The following is a 19,593-nucleotide window of genomic DNA, read 5'->3' on the forward strand; positions in this document are numbered from 1 at the left end:
TTAAAATTTATCTTTAAATTTAAAGCTCAATTAAGCATTTTCACTAATGAGTAAGAAAGTAGTACTGGCTTTTAGCGGAGGGCTCGACACCTCCTATTGTGTAAAATATCTTTCAGAAGAGAAAGGTCTTGAGATTCATTCCGCCATCGTCAATACAGGTGGTTTCACAAAGGAAGAGCTTAAAGAAATAGAAGCTAAAGCTTACAAATTGGGCGTAAAAACCCACGTTACCCTTGATGTGGTTGACAAATTCTACAAAGATTGTGTTAAGTACCTCATATTCGGTAACATCCTAAAAAATAATACCTACCCTCTTTCAGTAAGTGCTGAACGTGTATTTCAGGCAACTGCAATAGCCGATTATTGCAAGCAGGTAAATGCTGACTTTGTAGCTCATGGCAGTACGGGAGCAGGAAATGATCAGGTACGTTTTGACATGATCTTTAATATTCTGATTCCTAACGTAGGTATCATCACTCCTATCAGAGACATGAAGCTTTCAAGAGAGGCTGAAATCGAATATCTGAAATCAAAAGGTGTTGTTTCTGACTGGACCAAAGCCGCTTACTCTATCAATAAAGGAATCTGGGGAACAAGTGTTGGAGGAAAAGAGACTCTTACATCAGGTCAATATCTTCCTGAAGCTGCATTCCCTACTCAGGTTACAAAAACTGCTGCAGAAGAAGTAGAGTTAACTTTTGAAAAAGGTGAACTTGTTGGTATTAATGGCCAGAAGCTTTCTCCTGTAGATGCTATTCTTAAATTGAATGACATCGCCGCTCCATTTGGAATCGGTAGAGATATTCACGTTGGTGACACTATCATCGGTATAAAAGGACGTGTTGGCTTTGAAGCTGCAGCTCCAATGGTAATCATCAAAGCTCACCATACGCTTGAGAAGCATACTTTAACAAAATGGCAGACCTATTGGAAAGAGCAACTTTCCGGCTGGTATGGAAACTTTGTTCACGAAGGCCAATTCCTGGAGCCGGTTATGAGAAACATCGAGCAATTCCTTGATGATTCTCAAAAATTTGTTTCTGGTAAAGTGAAAGTATACCTTGCTCCATACAGATTCCATGTTATCGGTATAGAGTCTTCTCATGACCTTATGTCTTCTAAATTCGGAAGCTACGGTGAAATGAACAATGCATGGTCTGGTGAAGATGTGAAAGGTTTCTCTAAAATCTTCGGAAATCAGACGATGATTTTCCACAAAGTGAATAATTAAGCTGGAAGCGAAAAGCTTAAAGCCGAAAGGTAAAAGCTAATAGTGCCTGTGGTGTCGGCTCTTTCGAGCCGACACTTCGTTCCATAACGAAAGAGATGGGATTGAATCAGGTAATCAGATTTAAACGTGTCATGTCGAAAGACCTGACACCACATAAAGTCAGAGGTCATTTATAATAAATCATTTTAAAGCTTAAAGCTAAAACTGAATAAAAACTCTTTCAGCTTTTTGCTTTAAGCTTTACGTTTTTAAAATCATGAAAAAGATTAAAGTAGGAATTGTCGGTGCTGCCGGATACACAGGTGGTGAACTTTTAAGAATCCTTGTCTTCCATCCTTCTGTTGAAATTGCTTTTGTACACAGCAACAGTAACGCTGGAAATCTGATCTCTCAGGTTCATACTGACCTTCTAGGCGTTACTGATCTGAAATTTTCTTCTACACTATCTGACGCAATTGATGTTTTATTTCTTTGCGTGGGTCATGGCGACGCATCCAAATTCCTTGCAGAAAACAAGATTGCATCAACAATCAAAATAATTGACCTTAGCCAGGATTTCCGTATCGCTAAAGAAGGCAACGACTTTATCTACGGATTACCAGAACTTCAGAGAGAGAAGATCAAAAAAGGACATCATATTGCGAACCCAGGCTGCTTCGCAACATGTATTCAGCTTGGTCTCCTTCCTCTTGCTTTAAAAGGTTTGATTCAGGACGAAGTTCATATTTCTGCTATAACAGGTTCTACAGGAGCAGGCCAAAGTCTTTCTGCAACTTCTCACTTTAGCTGGAGAAACAACAACATGTCTATTTACAAGGCTTTTAATCACCAGCATTTAAAAGAAATCAAACAGAGCTTAAGAATACTTCAGCCAGGAATGGATAAGGCGATCAACTTTATTCCTTTCCGTGGTGACTTTACAAGAGGCATATTCGCCACACTTCATGTGAAGTCAACTTTGACTCAGGAAGAAGCTTATGCTATATATGAGAACTATTATGCCTCACATCCCTTTACTCATGTAAGCAAAGTAAATCCGGATCTAAAACAAGTTGTGAACACTAACAATACAATCATCTACATCGAAAAGCATGATAACTATCTGCTGATCGTGAGCATGATTGACAATCTTCTAAAGGGGGCTTCAGGACAAGCAGTTCAGAATATGAACTTATTGTTTGGGCTGGACGAAACGGAAGGATTAAGACTAAAGGCAGCAGCCTTCTGAGTTTTAAGTTATAAGTTGTAAGTTATAAGTAATTATGCAAGACTATAAGGAATTAATAGTGTGGCAAAAAGCTCATAGTTTAACGCTTAAAATCTATAAAGCTACTGAAGTCTTTCCCAAATCGGAATTATTCAATCTTGTAAGTCAATTGAGGCGAGCTGGGGCATCAATTCCTTGTAATATAGCGGAAGGCTGTGGAAGGCGCACCAATGCTGACTTCGCAAATTTTCTGCAAATATCTTTGGGATCTGCTAATGAAACTGAATATTTATTACTCCTTTCAAAGGATTTGAAATACCTGACTCAAGATTTATTTGAAGAATTGAACCAGGAAGTTAATGAGGTAAAAGCCATGCTTATTTCTTTTATTAAAAAGGTAAGGCAAACTACTTAATACTTATAACTTATAACTTACAACTTAAGTATGAAACTATTCGACGTCTATCCTCTCCTTAATGTGGAGCCTGTAAAAGCTCAGGGAATCAAGCTTTGGGACAAACAAGGTAACGAATACCTGGACCTTTATGGCGGTCATGCCGTTATTTCTATCGGTCATACGCATCCACATTATGTAAAAAAGATTACTGAACAGTTAAATAACATTGCCTTTTATTCCAACTCTGTTGTAATATCTGTGCAACGTGAACTTGCTGAAAAACTAGGTAAGCTTTCTGGATACGACAATTACGACCTTTTCCTTGTAAACTCAGGAGCGGAGGCAAATGAGAACGCTTTGAAACTTGCTTCTTTCCATACAGGAAGAAAAAAAATCATCAGCTTCAGCAAGAGCTTCCATGGTAGAACTTCTCTTGCAGTTGCTGCTACTGACGGTAGCTCTATGCAAGCTCCGGTAAATAAAACTGAAAATATTCAATTCCTTCCTTTCAATGATATTGAGGCATTTGAAAAGAACATGAATGAAGATGTTGCAGCTGTTATCATCGAAGGAATACAAGGTGTTGGAGGCGTGCAGATTCCAAGTACTCCTTTCCTTAAAAAGATAGATGAACTTTGTAAAAAATTCAAAGCCGTTTTAATCCTTGATGAAGTGCAGTCTGGATACGGAAGAAGCGGTAAATTCTTCGCACATCAGTATTCAGGAGTAAAAGCGGACCTTATCACAGTTGCCAAAGGAATGGGTAATGGATTCCCTATCGCAGGTGTATTGATCAGTCCTGAATTCAAAGCTGTACATGGAATGCTTGGCACAACTTTCGGTGGAAATCATTTAGCATGTGCGGCTGGTATTGCAGTGCTGGATGTGATTAAAGATGAAAACCTTCTTTCAAATTCAGAAAACATAGGTAATTACCTTATGACTGAATTGAAAAAGGTATCCGGAGTAAAAGAAATAAGAGGTCTTGGATTAATGATTGGTGTTGAACTTGAAATTCCTTGCGCTGGCGTGAGAAATTCACTTCTTGACGATCACAAAATATTCACAGGATCATCTTCTGACAAAAATACGATGAGAATACTTCCTGCTTTAAATATCACTAAAGAAGAAGCAGACTTATTCTTAAAAGCTTTCAAATCTGTAATGTCTAAAATGCTTGTTAAATAAATGAGAAATTTTACCTCTGTTCATGATGTAGATGATGTAACAGCTCTTGTCAACCTTGCACTTGAACTTAAGCACGATCCATTAAAGCATGCGAATCTCGGTCGGAATAAAACCCTTGGCCTGATATTCTTCAACCCAAGTCTAAGAACACGTTTGAGCACTCAAAAGGCTGCTCATAACCTTACTCTAAGGGTTATGGACATGAACGTTGGTCAGGATAGCTGGAATCTTGAGATCAGAGATAATGTGGTGATGGACGGAGATACTAGCGAGCATATTAAAGAAGCAGCTGCTGTAATAGGTCAATATTGCGATATTATTGGTATCAGATCATTCCCAAGCCTTAATGATAAGGATACAGATTACAAAGAAGAAGTTATACAGAAATTTATAACCTATTCAGGAGTTCCAGTAGTAAGCCTTGAATCTGCAACGCGTCATCCGTTGCAGTCTCTTGCTGATTTGATCACGATTAATGAACTTAAAAAAACAGCAAGACCAAAAGTAGTGCTTACATGGGCAGCTCATCCTAAGGCGCTTCCTCAAGCAGTTCCTAATTCATTTGCGGAATGGATGAATCATCCGGCTGCCAATGTAGACCTTGTAATTACACATCCCGAGGGGTATGAGCTAGATCCTAAATTTACACAAGGAGCTAAGATTACCTATAATCAAAATGAGGCTCTTGAAGGTGCAGACTTTGTATATGCAAAGAACTGGTCTTCATATAAGTACTATGGTAATATCATTTCCAAAGATAAAAGCTGGATGATCAGCCCTGAGAAAATGAAGCTTACCAATCAGGCTAAATTCATGCACTGCCTGCCTGTAAGAAGAAATGTCATTGTTTCTGATGCGGTAATAGATAGCCCGAACTCCGTTGTGATCCAGCAGGCTGGCAACAGGGTATGGTCTGCGCAGGCTGTACTGAAAAAAATATTAGAGGATAATTTTTAAAAGTAATAAGCTGAGTTCTTAAAACTTACAACTTATCACTTAAAACTTAACGATGGATAAACTTTACATCATAAAAATAGGTGGCAATGTCATTGACGATGATAAGACACTTCAAAAATTTCTTAGAGATCTTTCTTCATTGAAGGCGAATAAAATCCTTGTCCATGGTGGAGGAAAAGTAGCTACTGAAATAAGTAAGGGTCTTGGTATCGAAGCTCAAATGGTCGATGGCAGAAGGATCACAGATGCGGAGACTTTGAAAATTGTCACTATGGTTTATGGCGGATTGATCAATAAAAAGGTTGTAAGCCAACTTCAGTCAATGGGAACCAATGCAATAGGTCTTACGGGTGCTGATGCAAACATCATGCTTGCCAGCAAGCGCCCTGTTAAAAATGACATAGACTATGGTTTTGTCGGAGACGTTGAAAAAATTGACGCTGCACCTTTGGCAACTTTGATTTCTTCCGGCCTGACTCCAGTTATAGCTCCTCTTACTCATGATGGTAAAGGAAACATGCTGAACACCAATGCTGATACAGTTGCTTCTACACTTGCTGTTGCACTTTCCAAGTCTTTTGATGTAAGCCTAGTTTATTGTTTTGAATTAAAAGGTGTCCTTCAGGATATAAACGACAAAAACTCTGTAATTTCATCTATTGATACTGAGAAATACAGTCAATTGAAGCAAGATGGTGTTATTGCAAAAGGCATGATTCCAAAAATGGATAACTCCTTTGATGCTATTAAAGCAGGTGTTAAGTCTGTAATCATTTGTCATGCCGATGATATTGTTTCTATAGTGAATCAGTCTGTGCAAGCGGGAACGGTTTTGAAAGCTTAAAGCTGAAAGCTGAAAGTTTAAAGTCGAAAGTTTAAAGTCGAAAGTTGAAAGAGCAATTAGCGTTCCTTTGTCATCCTGAGCTCTGCGAAGGATCTGAGTCATGCGGAAACATGCTCCGTGGCCTGTCCCCTGACAGGACACAATTCAGAGCTCATAATTAATTAACGACTATAAGTTTAGTTTAAACAAATAGTAAAGTAGATAACATTAGTGATAGCCTGTCGAGGGACAGGCCACAGTATAGAGAATAAATCATTTAATAAATAAAGTAAAGGCACAATTCCTTTACATTTTAAACTACAAATTTTTATGTTTGATAGGGATAAATTAAAAAAAGACGCTCTGGAGCTACTAAAGGGACTGATAAGAATAGAGTCCTTCAGCAAGCAGGAAGACAAAACTGCGGAATTGTTAAACCGTTTTTTTGAAGACAGAGGAGTCCCGACTCACAGAAAGAAGAACAATGTTTGGGCATTTAATAAAAACTATGATCCAAACAAGCCTACGATTCTTCTTAATTCTCACCACGATACTGTTAAGCCAAATCCCGGCTATACAAACGATCCTTTCGATCCAATTGTAAAAGATGGGAAGTTATTTGGTTTAGGAAGCAATGATGCAGGGGGGTGCCTGGTTTCGCTTATGGCGACATTCATGCATTTTTACGACAAAGAAAACCTGAAATACAATTTTGTTGTAGCTGCTACTGCAGAAGAAGAAATTTCAGGCTTTGACGGACTAGAGCTTGTTTATCCTGACCTTGGCCCTATTGATTTTGCTATAGTTGGAGAACCAACATTGATGGACATTGCTGTTGCTGAAAAAGGTCTTATGGTTCTTGACTGTGTTGCCAAAGGAAAAGCAGGTCATGCTGCCCGTGAAGAAGGTGACAATGCAATCTATAAAGCATTAAAAGACATTGAATGGATCAGAAATTACAAGTTTGAGAAAGTGTCTCCTCACCTTGGTCCGATGAAAATGTCTGTAACAATCATCAATGCAGGTTATCAGCACAATGTAGTTCCTGAAAACTGTACATTCACCATTGATGTCCGTATCACGGAAGAATATAAAAATGAAGATGTACTTCGCATTATAGAAGAAAACATTGAGTCTGAAGTGAAACCAAGATCTGTAAGATTGAGACCATCTTTCATTGATCCTGAACATCCTTTGGTGCACGCTGCTATAAAATATGGCGCGAAACCATACGGTTCTCCTACTACTTCAGATCAGGCCTTGGTTCCAGTTCCTTCTGTTAAAATGGGACCAGGAAATTCAGGAAGATCTCATACAGCGAATGAATTCATCTGGCTGGCTGAAATCGAAGAAGGTATCGACAGATACATTGCTGTTCTAAGTGAATTGGTTGTTTGATTCTAATTATCTGATATTAAAATTTCGTTACCATGAAATTGTGGCAAAAAAGTACAGAAGTAAATAAAAGCATTGAGAAATTCACTGTTGGCAAAGATCGCGAGATGGATATGCTTCTGGCTGAGTTTGACGTACTGGGATCTATTGCACATACACAGATGCTTGAAAGCATCGGGCTGTTAGAGAAGAGTGAATTAAATATCCTTCACAAAGAATTAAAAAATATCTATAGAGAAATACAGAAAGGCCAATTCACTATTGAAGACGGTGTGGAAGATGTACACTCTCAGGTAGAATTAATCCTTACAAGAAGACTTGGCGATGTAGGCAAGAAAATACACAGCGGAAGATCCAGAAATGACCAGGTCCTTCTAGACCTTAAGCTTTATATAAGAGATCAGATCAGGGTTACTGTAGAAAATGTAAAGACATTGTTTGAGCTCTTAATTTCTTTGAGCGAAAAACATAAAAACGATTTACTTCCAGGCTATACGCATTTGCAAATAGCAATGCCATCTTCTTTCGGATTATGGTTTGGTGCGTATGCTGAAAGCCTTGCAGATGACCTTAATATGATGCTGGCAGCTTATAAGATTGCCAATAAGAACCCATTAGGTTCGGCTGCTGGTTATGGTTCTTCTTTTCCTCTTAACAGACAAATGACAACGGATCTTTTAGGCTTTGAAAGCTTAAATTACAATGTTGTTTATGCTCAGATGGGAAGAGGCAAAACAGAAAAGAACGTTGCAGCTGCAATGTCCTCAATAGCATCTTCACTTGGGAGACTTGCGATGGATGTTTGTCTGTATATGAATCAGAATTTCGGTTTCATAACATTCCCTGATGAATTGACAACTGGTTCAAGCATCATGCCTCATAAGAAAAATCCTGATGTATTCGAACTGATAAGAGCCCGATGCAACAGAATTCAGTCATTACCAAATGAGATTAGTCTGATTACTTCTAATCTGCCTTCAGGTTATCACAGGGATCTTCAGATCATCAAAGAAAACTTCCTGCCTGCATTTGAGGACCTTAATAATTGTCTTCAGATTGCAGCCTACATGCTTGGACAAATCAAAGTAAAGAGCAACTTACTTAAAGATGAAAAGTACAAGTATCTTTTCAGTGTGGAGGTAGTCAATCAAATGGTATTGGATGGAACACCATTCAGAGATGCATACAAGCAAGTAGGAGCTCTTATTGAAGAGAATAAATTTAAAGCTCCTGAAACCATTAACCATACGCACGAAGGAAGTATAGGTAATCTTATGAATGAAGAGATTACAGCTTCATTTGACAACATATTTGACCAGTTTCATTTCGAACTTGTGGAGCAGGCATATGAGAAGCTTGTGAAGTAATAAAAGATTTAAAAAAGACTTGAAAGCCCCCGAAATCGGGGCTTTTTAGTTTTGCCCCCTACTTTTTTTCGCCTTCTTTACAACATGTGTTATTACTTACTAATTTTGACTTAATTATAACCTTTACTACTTTTAAAATCTGAATTTTAATCAGAGCTTTTTTACCAGCAACTTTAAACAATTATAAAATGAACAATCAGCTATCCATGAGGTTGGCATTAATATGCCTAAGTCTAATCTTCTTTGCCTCTTGTAAAAGACATTTCACCTTCTAAAGAGGACAATACACAAACAAAACCTGCCTAAAAAATTGTATTAGGACGGAAATTGGAAAACCCTACACTGCCGAAAATATGAGACTCGCATTTTCTAATGTTGCATCTTCATCCAACTCAAGAATTAGTTTGGACGATTCTCCTGTTAGGACAACACACTTGTATTTACGCTTTCTGCCAAAGAACTCGGCAGAATATGATCTTTTGAAATCGGAGGCTTTATCAGATCCCTCCGGATTATGAGATAGAAACTTATGGCAATACATATCAAGATCCTACTATTCCGGAAGGAAATCCAACCTGGCAATATGTGGCGATTGAATATGATTATAATTTCAATAAGGATATCCGGCATGAGATACTTGTTGAGCTCTATTTGCCGGAATCTGACAATAACATTAACCAGAGTATGTCCAATCTACGGATAAATGGAAAAGAATTCGTCGATGCTTTGGTAGATGAAGCAATGATTCATACAAACAACTATGATGATACGCTGCAAACGAATAGTGCTAATAGATCGGCATTTAATCCCAATGGGACTGTAAGAGTTTATGATACCAGATTAGGCAGAATGATTCCCCTTCAAGGTGTAAGAATGAGAGCCAGAAGATGGTTTGACGTAAACGAAGCAGTGACGGATCAGAATGGGTGGTACAAGACAGCAGGATTTAAAAGACCAGCCAATTATTCACTGGTATTTGAGACAGGAAACTTTGATATCCAAAGTGGTACATTCGGGCAAGCAATGATAGATGGTCCAAAGCAGGGTATACTCTTTCTGGTTTCGAAGCTGGATTTCTTAAACATGTTTATGGAAAATCTTCATTACGAGAACAACTAAAAAAGAATAAACCGGCAGGAGTTACGGATAGTCAAATCGATATACTTTTAAATATTTTTTGAAACCATGAAATTCTTTAAACTATTATTTGCTTCTTTAATTTTACTTTTTTCAAATTGTCAAAAAGAAGAAGCTACTTTCAATAAATTCAAAATAACAAACAATTCAGGAGCTGTCATCAGGATTGTTCCAACATCATCATCTAAAGATTCATTAGTCCTTTTAAACAATGAAACAAAGGAAATCGACCTGCCATTTACCAGAGGAATTGGTACCGGCCATAAATTATGCAAAATTTGCAGATGGCAACCCGGTAATTGTAATATTCAATGATACTGATTCAATTACGCATTACAATGACACATTAGGCCATCCTTCAAAGTCCTACAACTTAAATTCTGAAAGATGTTTTTATAATAAAGCCAGCTATCAAAAAGATATTGTAAACAATTCAAAACATCTGAGAACTGTCACATTAAACTATTCATTCAAACAACAAGATTATCTCGATGCAAAAAACAAATAAGGTAAACTAATGACCAAATACCAATAAATGGAGAAGCCCCGAAAATAGGGGCTTCCTTTATTTATCATTTCATAAAGTAATCCATCACTTCAACTCTATCACCCGCTCAACTCCTATTTGCTCCAGGAAATACTCATCATGTGAAACAACAATAAGTGTACCTTCATACTCATTGATAGCTGCTGTCATGATTTCTACGTTTTGAATATCAAGGTTATTGGTTGGCTCATCCAAGACAATTATATCAGGCACTTGACTACTTATAGTCAAACAACAAAGCAAAAGACGCATCTTCTCTCCTCCGCTGAGGACGCCACATGGCTTATCCCAATCATCTTTTGTAAAAAGAAATCTGTTTAGCCTGATTTTGACTTCATGCTCCTGAAGATTCGCCGTATTAAACTTCTGGGCTTGTTCATAGACACTCAAATCATTGCTTATGATGGAATACTCCTGATCGATATAGATAGTTTTACATTCTGCTCTCTGTAAAGTTCCTGTTAAAGGTCTTATTTCTCCTAAAATAATTTTTATAAGAGTTGATTTACCTTTCCCGTTTAGTCCTTTCACCACAAGTCTTTCACCACTTGTTATTTGAAAGCTCAAAGCTTCTTCCCACAAAAGCTTTTGCTCATAACTATGATTGATTTCTTTAGCAGCACAAAGGATTTTCCCTTTATGCAAAGCAGAATTATCAAAGCCAAATTTAATCTTATCGGCCTCAGGCAATTCTTTTCTAAGATCACTTAGCTCTTGTGAGAGCGTACCTGTCTTTTCTGAATGAACACCTTTCGTTCTGGCTGTACTGTTTTCGGCTTTGTTTTTAAATGTGTTCATGGATATCCTTGGAAGGCCAGCTTTTTCCTGCTTTTTCTTTCCTCTTGCATCTGCCCTTTGCTGACGCTCCATAGCTTCCCGCTCTGTTTCTTTTGCTTTCCTTAACTCCTTTTCTTTGCTTTTCAAATCATGATCCAACGCCTGTCTTTCAGAGAGTTTCTGCTCTTTATAGAATTCATAATTTCCACCATATACAGATAAGCCTTTTGCGCTCAACTCTACAACAGTATCAAGCATATTCAACAGCTTCCTGTCGTGGCTTATCACTAATAAAGTTGCTGTACATGATTGAATAAACTCATATAAGAGTGTTCTTCCACTTACATCTAAATGGTTACTTGGTTCGTCCATCAATATAATATCTGGCTGATGGATCAATATTCCTGCGAGAAAAACTTTCGTCTTCTGCCCTCCGCTTAAAGTACCAATCTGCTCTGTGAGTTCTAATCCCTGAATTCCCCAGTGAGCAAGAGCTCCATAAGACCTCTCTTCTATAGTCCAGTCGTCGTTTAGTATGGAGAAATTCAAATCAGTTGCATTTCCTTTGAGAATTTCACTTAAAGCATTCAGCTTGTCTTCAATCTGAAGAGCCTGAGCTATCGTCTGATCATTAAACTGGCCAAAGATCTGAGGAACATAATATGGCTTTGAACTTGTATTCACAAGTCCGGCAGATGGTTGAACAAGACCGGCCATAATCTTCATCAATGTGGATTTACCGGAACCGTTATTGCCAATCAGGGCAATTTTTTCATAGTTGTTTACTGCAAGATTTATTTCATCAAACAATAAATCTTTATTGGGATGTATATATGTGAGATTCTGAAGAATAATCATAACTTCTTTCGTTAAAAGTGGATAATGAGTACCAGGCAGATGCCGGTAGCTATTCGTTTTCCTGAAAGAAATTAATTTTACATAGAGGACTTTATACTTCTTTTATTTCTGCAAATATAATCTTTTAAAAAATTAGGTAAGTATTCCTTCTCAAAATTTTTCAAAAGTGTTATTATTTACGTGCTTTTTATTTCAAGGTTAACGTAATAAATTCCAAGACAGTTCCTCAATTCATTTATTTCAAGAAGAATTATAAATCACTTCATTTGAAGCATTACTCCTCATATAAACATTAATTTCTTCATCCAGTTTTAAGTTTCAATAATGAAATTACTTCCTATGAACAAACGTGATATAAAAGTAAAAGCCGAAGGACAAAAGTCTTCACCTGCGGAATTAGTTGGAGCATTACATGCAGCTTTTGGCGAACATCATGCAAGGGCCGTTCATGCCAAAGGAATAATACTTGAAGGAACTTTTAAACCATCCAGAGAAGCCTCTGAGATAACCAAAGCCTTTCACCTTCAAAAAGAAACAAGTAAGGTAATTGTGAGATTTTCCGACTTCACTGGAATACCTTCTATATCAGACAGCTCACCACTTGCCAATCCGCGTGGTTTTGCAATTAAATTCCAGATGAATGATGGAAGGAGTACAGATATAGTAGGCCATAGTTTTAATGGATTTCCCACAGCCAACTCTGACCAGTTCAAAGAACTTCTCTTAGCAATAGCAACAAGTGGAGAGGGAGCTGAATCCCCCACAGCCTTGGACAAATTCCTTGAAAGCCATCCAATTGCAAAAACATTTTTGACAACACAAAAAAATCCTTCAAGTTATGCGTCTATGAATTACTTTGGAGTAAACTCCTTTAAGTTTACCAACAATGATAATGAATCTGTTTTTGTCAGATATCAATTCCTTCCTGAAAATGGAGAAGATTTTTTATCAAAAGATCAAATGACTCAAATGGGTAATGATTATCTTCAAGATGAGATAAGAAAACGTATTTCTAAAGGAGCATTCCGCTTTCAATTTTATGCGCAATTAGCAGCAGAAAGTGATAAAATCGAAGATCCTTCTATTGCCTGGCCTTCGACAAGGAAAGTAGTACAATTAGGAATTATAGAAATTGAAAAAATCTCCGACAACTCAACAGTTGCAGACAATACACTTGTATTTATCCCCAGCAATCTCCCCGAAGGTATTGAAACTGCCGACCCAATGCTTGACCTGAGAGGGGCTGCGTATCCTATTTCATTCAAAGAAAGAAATTAAGATGTCATACTATTGACATTTAAGAATTTAGATTCTCCCAAAACAAAGAGGCAGCCCATTTGGACTGCCTCTTCCAGTAATGTATCAAGTAAGATGATTAACGGATATCAATATACCATATTTTCAATTTGGCATTGATTGCGTTGTTCATACCGTTGTTATACTTAGCTAACATACTTTTCTTTTGGTTTGCATCACCTGTAAGTTCAGGAACGAAATCATAAATAAGAATTTTTCCATCCACATTTGAAGATGACACTCTTGTATTCAATGAACGACTACGGAAATCATGAGGACTGTGAGAGCCTTTCATGTAATAGGTATTCTGAATATCGGATCCAGATGCTTTGTCAAGCTTCTTAGAAAGGGCTCCTAACTTGCCCATTTTCTGAGATGAAGATGCATCAAGTTCCTGCTCAACTTTCATGACTGAATTTGTGATTTCTATCGCATTAGTATCAACTGTAGCCGCATTTAACTTTGTGAAAAACAGTTTCTCTTTGAAAAGTTTCTCATAAGTAAATTGATACACCAATACTTTCTCTCCGTTTTTCTGTGCAGTAAAACGATATGGGAAATAACCTCTGTTGTTAAGGATATTTGCAAGGTTTAAGCCTTTAGCCTGCCCAACATAAGGCTGATCATTTGGATCAGCAGCAGATCTGATAACAGTTACAGATTCTGGCTTATTTAACTTACGAACATCAGAAAGGACATTGTCTTTTGAAAAATCGAACAACACAAATTCAGAAACAGTAACTGCTTCATCTGAAGATTCACCATTTGACATGTTGCTCACTTTAGTAAGAGTACCAAGCGTTTTGTTTTTTCCACCTGCTAATGCCTCATCACCTCTTCTGAAGTTTTCTGCGATCAATGAGAAGCTACCATCTGCATTTACAGCGATATCCTGAACAAAAGTCTTTGTTTTACCGCCCCAGATTCCATTTGTTGAGTTACCTGCTTTTACTTTAGCTTCAACATCTTTCCAGGTTTTGTACTGATAATTCAATTTTCCAGCCTTATCCACTACTGCAGTAAACAGACCATCAGAAGTTGCATTGTCTTCTCTTGGACCATTGAAATACATACCACCTGTAACTACTTTCCCTTCAGCTCCTAAACGCAGGAATGTTGCATAACCATAAGCCTTATCATCAGCGCTCTTCAGGTGATTGTTAAACAATTGCTTTCCATTAGCCATGCTAAAACCGGCTACGTGATATTCAAAGTAATCAGAATAGTCAGCTGCCAAAAATTCTAAGACATAAAGAACATCTCCCGACACAAGATAGTCAACAGGATAAAGTTTCTTCTTCTCAGGCTCATATGTTTCCATATATTTGCTTTCAAGCTTATCATTGAAACGCTCGATGCTATAACCTACTTTTTTATCTTTGGTATAGTTGATCACTAAAAAGTCTGTTTGCTCTAAAGGAGAGATCATTGCGGGCTTATACAAAAGACGTGCAGGTACATCCTTTTGCTCTTTCGTAGCAAGTTCTTTCCCTTGTCTGTCTAGAATCTTAAAAGTACGAGACTTCTCTTTTGAGTTTGATTTTACAAACATAAAGTTACCGCCATTGTATGCAAGATCTTCAAGTTTGTCTTCCGGTTTCAATTCCAGCTTAATTTCATTTGTGGCTACCAGGTTGTTGTCAAGGATTATCAGCTTTACAACACGTGGCTTTACATTGGTTTCTTCATACTGAACATAATAACCTTGATCATCCAGTTTTTGAACACCTTTAAATCCTGCTCTTCCTACTTTATCTAATTCAATAGATTGTGCATTTAAGGAAAGCGAACTAAAAAATAATAACACAGCGCAACATGCAAGTTGCATTGATTTTAAAAACATTTTTTTCATAAAAAATTAAGTTAAACTTTTATTTTGGTGCAGCAATTTATACAATAAAGTGGTAATATTTAAATTCTCTCAGCTATTCTTTTTTAAAATCAAAAATGCAATAAACAACTACATATCAATACATTAAACAATAAAAAGTTTCAAAACAAACCTTTGCACCTGGTAAATAAAAATTTAAAATTTTTTTTTACTTAAAAATTAGACCAAGCTCTTAAGATTACGTTTAGGCATGTAATTTATTCTCCAATTTAGAAAAACAATAAAACATTCTATTTCTTCCTTCAATAGTCAAAATTTAAAAGGCCATTTTTATTTTTATGGCTTTAAAGTATCCAAATCAATTAATATTAATTCATTAGAAGTACTATCACTATGCTTTGCAAGCACAGGCTCTTTCATTTCCAAATACTCTATAAATTTTAGGTTGTGCTCCATATTATAAGCCTTTGTCAACTCTTCATCTTTTTTAAAAATATCATCCGAATACTTAAATACAAGATATAATGGATAATTAACATAAATATAACCTCCCTTATCCGCAGGCTCGAATATCAGTTCATGAAAGACGACTTCATATATCCCGTCATAGTCCAGATCTTTTATATCCGTCAATTCATTTTGAGTATGCCACATTTCTTTAATTTCATTATCAGAAACTCCAAATAAACTATAACAAGGTCCGGCAAAGTCTCCCATATCTTTTAACAATAAAAATTTTTTATCATCTGCATTTATAAAGATAAATGCTTTGTCTCTTACAAGCTTGTGATGTATAGCTATGGAATCGTCAAAATCAGTAAAAACGGAACATCTACTTGTGAAAACATATTTTTTATCATTCAATAACACTTCGAAAGTATCAACATCATACGTTCCTTTGAGTGTAAAAATATCCTGCTTACCATTTTTGTCCATATCATAGGACGTTTTCGCAAAGACTTTTGATGGAGGTTCAGGAAATTCATCATTCTTTACTTTTGTTGATTGCTTCTCAACTTGCTTTTCCTTTGCGCGATCTCCTGAGCATCCATATGATGCTAAAATCAACAGAACCAAAAGTACATTTTTCATATCTTAAATCAGGACATCTACTACTTAAATTTAATCCCTGACAACTGCTTGATATCACTGATCTCTAAAACATGTTTAGAATAACCTTTCGTAACTGCATTGATCATTGCCTGGCCCACCTGTTCCATCGTTAAAGAAGCTTTTGGGAAAAATATTGGAATAATTGGGATGATAACTTTAAAAATACTTTTCACATTCTTTTGCCCTTTGAATGGTTTCATAAATCCGGGACGGAAATTATAAACAGCTTTAAAAGGAAGCCTCCTTAAATCATTCTCTGTTTTTCCTTTAACCCTTGCCCACATTATCCTGCCCTTTTCAGAACTGTCTGTATGGCCTCCTGAAACAAAATTGAATACTAAATTAGGATTTACACTTACCAGTACTTTGGCAAAATGCATGGTGGTATCATAAGTAATATAAGTATACTTTTCTTCACTCATACCGATTGAGCTTATTCCTGCACAATAAAAGCAACCATCATAGCCAGACAGACTATCCTTGTAATTTTCAAGCTTCATAAAATCAGGCACAATCAGCTCTTCCAGCTTGGCATGTTTTATAGGTGATGGCTTCCGATTGATCATCAACACTTTCTTTACTTCAGCATTTTCAAGACATTCTAGCAGAACACCCTCTCCTACCATACCTGTGGCACCAGTTATAATTACTTTCATAGAATTAATTTGAGATTGAAAGGTTTGTCAAGTTTAAATTACTCATAACTTTTACATTCTTATCATATGACGGACAAAGAAAAAAATTATTTTAAGCAAAGTCCTTTTTGAAAATTTAGTCATTTTAACCCAAACCACTGAATGGAGGTGAAGTTTGAAAAATACTTAAAATATGTAATCTATATAATTAACTCCTCTTTAAGCAAATGGAAAGGCATTTTAAAAAAACGTCACCTCTTGTGCTAAAAAGGTGACGCAAAAACAATTACGTTAATTCAATATTTACTCTACAATTATTTTCTCAGTCAAAATATCTTTGTCTGTTCTTACATTCATAATGTATATTCCCGGAGCTAAATCCTCATGATTTATTTCACTTGAAAAAATAGTACCTGATCTTTTCTCTACAAGGTCAAGAACCGTTTGCCCTATTGTATTTGTCAATTCCAGATTAACATAATCAGAATCTTCAATTCCCGTAACTATTAGATTAAACTTTCCTTTGCTAGGGTTTGGCCAGATCTTTATACTGCCTGCATTTCCTGACTTTATACTTTTTATCTGAGTTTTATAAACAGTGCCATCATTATCTATTTCATTTACTCTGTAATAAACTTCTCCTTCTGTTTTAATATCGGGAAATGTATATGTCAATGGAGTTGAGCTTTCTCCTGCTGCGTTAAGTGTTCCTATCGCATAGAAATCGATACCATTAAATGATTTCTCAACAACAAACTGATTTGTATTCTTTTCAAATGCAGTGATCCAGGTTAAAAGTATTTTTTTATCAGGGCCTTGTTTTACTCCAAAATAAATAAATTCAAGAGGCTGTGTGCAATCCGGAGTAGCCTTTACAGGAATTCTTTCGCAATTAAGATTATATAATATTTTCCAGTTATATAGTCCTCCATAAAAAGCGGATCCAACAGGATTCCCACCTTCTGATGTCCCTGTTATTGTAGCAATAGTACCACCAGCGCCGTCAGCGATGGGATAAGGCGCAGTTGTGGGATTCTCAATTTGTGCATTTCCTGTCGCCCCATTTTTTGCTGTCAGCCTATAAGTACCTGCGGCAGGCACTGTGATTTTAACCGGTACTCTTACTGCATAGATTTGTACTCCGGCTGTCGGATACTTGGGAGTTATGATTCCCATTGCCTGGGCGGCGCTATTAGTTGTACTAAATGCTACACCAGAAGCTAATACACTCGGAGCAGTTGTTCCTCCTGGATTATCCGTCAACTGTATCTGCACTGTTATAGGATCATTAGGATTACTGGTATTCATCCACCAGTAAACTGTAACACTATCTATGATGAAACCTTGCTTAGCTGTGAATGCCGTTTTATATTGATCCAATGATCTGTTGCCATAAGTGCCACTGATTGCAGCTTTTCCCATCGTTGTGTTGTACACAGTTGCATCTTCCACATAATAAGTCATCGCAGTCGAAATCGAAGGGGTTGTATAAGAGGTACCTGTCTGAAGTACAGAAGTACTGGTTGGAGATGCGTACCATTTATAAATAGAAGTAGAAGGACCGGTAACAGACAATTTAGCTGTTCCTGGCGCACAGAAATAAGCGTCTTTAGGGACAGCCGTTTGCAGTGTAGTGATCTGAGATACGTTGGAGATTACTTCACCACAGCCAGGAGTGGGATCATTTGCTATTACTTTATAATATTTGGCAGAGTTTGCTGTATATGTTGGCGCAACCCCAAGAGTTCCTTTAATAGTATCCCATTTGGTACCATTATCTGAAGAAAGCCATTTAAATGTGACTCCTGGTCCATTAAAGCCAGGGTTAAGAGTTATTGAAGGTGGATCACATAATTTAACAGGATTAGGCAATGCCAAAGTATAATTCCCAGTAATCGTAATTACATCAGATTTTAAACATCCGCCTGATCCATTTTTAACACATACAACATAAGTTCCTGCGCTTGTAGCCTTATATGTTGAAGAGGTAGACAACTGAGTCCCTGCACTGTTTTTCCATTCATAGATATAACTTGAAGGTGTTCCGGGATTAAGCGTCAATCCAGCCCCGCCTGTACCACACAAAGTACCAGTAGAAGACAATGCTGGCTGCTGAGTAGAAGCATCTGCAAACGCGCATCCTGGAGTAAAAGTAATGTCATCAAGACCAAAATCTACACCCGTGTTACATGCAGAACCGGTAGTTGTGTTCTGAATACTGATGGATGCAGACGTCACCCCCGGAGGACATTGCCATGTTGCTGTTACTACTTGCCATATCCCCTGAGTGGAAGAAGTTGTAAAAGTACTTCCACCGGTAGTTAGTGTAAGATTATCACCATTGATATCAAAGTTCAATATAGCAAGGTCAGTTGAACTTCCTGACCTATTCAGATTTGTAACATAACATTCGAAATAATACCATGTACCTGGAACCACCGTCACTTGCTGACTCCAGGCATTGATGCCCAGCTGACAAACACCATCTACCATCAGAAAATTATTATCAGAAGTAGGCGAATGATCTTTAATTGGATTTCCGAAACCACTGGCTCCTACATTAAACGCCTGATTAAACCAGTCTGAACTTGGACCTACCCATATCTTTCCCGGATTAGAATAGCACGAAGAAGAAGGGAAAGCATCCGCGCAAGTGAAGTATGTATATCCTCCTGCACCTGCGGGAGTGAAAGTGAAAGAGCCATCATTGCCAGCAGTAAAATCACCGTTTTTAGTGAGGTTCTGCCCATTTTGAATGGTTGTTCCACATGATTGAGTAACCTGAGCCTTTACTGTAATATTTAACAATATTATGCCTGCGGTTACAGCCATTA

Annotated in this window: 17 protein-coding genes; 12 read left to right on the plus strand and 5 right to left on the minus strand. The window is 37.2% G+C overall.

All coding sequences use genetic code 11. From position 1 onward, the window contains the following. Positions 1 to 46 precede the first annotated feature (46 nt). The 11 genes from argG to J7604_RS06325 all read left to right on the plus strand — a co-directional run bounded on the left by argG (position 47) and on the right by J7604_RS06325 (position 10,210). Entirely contained in the window at positions 47 to 1,231 is a 1,185-nt protein-coding gene (gene argG / locus J7604_RS06275) for an argininosuccinate synthase (RefSeq protein ID WP_293892740.1), read from the plus strand. A gap of 256 nt (positions 1,232 to 1,487) precedes the next feature. Further along, positions 1,488 to 2,459, plus strand: coding sequence for an N-acetyl-gamma-glutamyl-phosphate reductase (gene argC, locus J7604_RS06280; protein WP_293892743.1), 972 nt, complete (start codon positions 1,488 to 1,490; stop codon positions 2,457 to 2,459). Between the two features lie 34 nt (positions 2,460 to 2,493). Next, positions 2,494 to 2,853, plus strand: a complete 360-nt coding sequence (locus J7604_RS06285; RefSeq protein WP_293892746.1) for a four helix bundle protein — start codon at positions 2,494 to 2,496, stop codon at positions 2,851 to 2,853. A gap of 30 nt (positions 2,854 to 2,883) precedes the next feature. Then, positions 2,884 to 4,023 carry an aminotransferase class III-fold pyridoxal phosphate-dependent enzyme gene (locus J7604_RS06290; protein WP_293892749.1) on the plus strand — a complete coding sequence of 380 codons (1,140 nt, stop codon included), beginning with the start codon at positions 2,884 to 2,886 and terminating at the stop codon, positions 4,021 to 4,023. Next, positions 4,024 to 4,980, plus strand: a complete 957-nt coding sequence (locus J7604_RS06295) for an N-acetylornithine carbamoyltransferase (protein ID WP_028981397.1) — start codon at positions 4,024 to 4,026, stop codon at positions 4,978 to 4,980. It begins immediately after the preceding gene. A gap of 52 nt (positions 4,981 to 5,032) precedes the next feature. Then, complete coding sequence (argB, locus tag J7604_RS06300) at positions 5,033 to 5,824, plus strand: acetylglutamate kinase (protein WP_293892756.1); 792 nt, start codon at positions 5,033 to 5,035, stop codon at positions 5,822 to 5,824. Positions 5,825 to 6,133: 309 nt separating this feature from the next. Beyond that, positions 6,134 to 7,201: a M20 family metallo-hydrolase gene (locus J7604_RS06305; protein ID WP_293892759.1), complete on the plus strand. Its 1,068-nt coding sequence runs from the start codon at positions 6,134 to 6,136 to the stop codon at positions 7,199 to 7,201. 32 nt (positions 7,202 to 7,233) lie between these two features. Further along, positions 7,234 to 8,565 (plus strand): argininosuccinate lyase, encoded by a 1,332-nt coding sequence (argH, locus tag J7604_RS06310; RefSeq protein ID WP_293892762.1) that lies wholly within the window; start codon positions 7,234 to 7,236, stop codon positions 8,563 to 8,565. A 353-nt stretch (positions 8,566 to 8,918) separates the two neighbouring features. After that, the gene (locus J7604_RS06315; protein WP_293892765.1) at positions 8,919 to 9,083 is read left to right on the plus strand and encodes a hypothetical protein; all 165 of its coding nucleotides are present in this window, start codon (positions 8,919 to 8,921) and stop codon (positions 9,081 to 9,083) included. 166 nt (positions 9,084 to 9,249) lie between these two features. After that, positions 9,250 to 9,684, plus strand: coding sequence for a hypothetical protein (locus J7604_RS06320; protein ID WP_293892768.1), 435 nt, complete (start codon positions 9,250 to 9,252; stop codon positions 9,682 to 9,684). Between the two features lie 229 nt (positions 9,685 to 9,913). Next, on the plus strand, positions 9,914 to 10,210 hold the full coding sequence (locus J7604_RS06325) for a hypothetical protein (RefSeq protein WP_293892771.1): 297 nt from the start codon (positions 9,914 to 9,916) through the stop codon (positions 10,208 to 10,210). A gap of 84 nt (positions 10,211 to 10,294) precedes the next feature. Here the strand turns inward: J7604_RS06325 and abc-f are convergent, their stop codons facing one another. Further along, positions 10,295 to 11,884, minus strand: coding sequence for a ribosomal protection-like ABC-F family protein (abc-f, locus tag J7604_RS06330; RefSeq protein WP_293892774.1), 1,590 nt, complete (start codon positions 11,882 to 11,884; stop codon positions 10,295 to 10,297). Between the two features lie 324 nt (positions 11,885 to 12,208). Between abc-f and J7604_RS06335 the strand changes: the two genes are divergently transcribed. Further along, entirely contained in the window at positions 12,209 to 13,162 is a 954-nt protein-coding gene (locus J7604_RS06335; protein WP_293892777.1) for a catalase family peroxidase, read from the plus strand. 97 nt (positions 13,163 to 13,259) lie between these two features. Here J7604_RS06335 and J7604_RS06340 read toward each other — a convergent pair whose 3' ends face one another. The 4 genes from J7604_RS06340 to J7604_RS06355 form a co-directional block, all read right to left on the minus strand. Next, positions 13,260 to 15,032, minus strand: a complete 1,773-nt coding sequence (locus J7604_RS06340) for a DUF6770 family protein (RefSeq protein ID WP_293892780.1) — start codon at positions 15,030 to 15,032, stop codon at positions 13,260 to 13,262. A gap of 315 nt (positions 15,033 to 15,347) precedes the next feature. After that, positions 15,348 to 16,103, minus strand: a complete 756-nt coding sequence (locus J7604_RS06345; protein WP_293892783.1) for a hypothetical protein — start codon at positions 16,101 to 16,103, stop codon at positions 15,348 to 15,350. Positions 16,104 to 16,123: 20 nt separating this feature from the next. Beyond that, a complete protein-coding gene (locus J7604_RS06350) occupies positions 16,124 to 16,780 on the minus strand; it encodes an NAD-dependent epimerase/dehydratase family protein (protein ID WP_293892786.1) in 657 nt (218 codons plus the stop codon). Between the two features lie 282 nt (positions 16,781 to 17,062). Next, positions 17,063 to 19,591 (minus strand): T9SS type A sorting domain-containing protein, encoded by a 2,529-nt coding sequence (locus tag J7604_RS06355; RefSeq protein ID WP_293892789.1) that lies wholly within the window; start codon positions 19,589 to 19,591, stop codon positions 17,063 to 17,065. Between the last annotated feature and the right edge of the window lie 2 nt (positions 19,592 to 19,593).

Source organism: Sporocytophaga sp., from assembly GCF_017745095.1.
Lineage (GTDB): Bacteria > Bacteroidota > Bacteroidia > Cytophagales > Cytophagaceae > Sporocytophaga.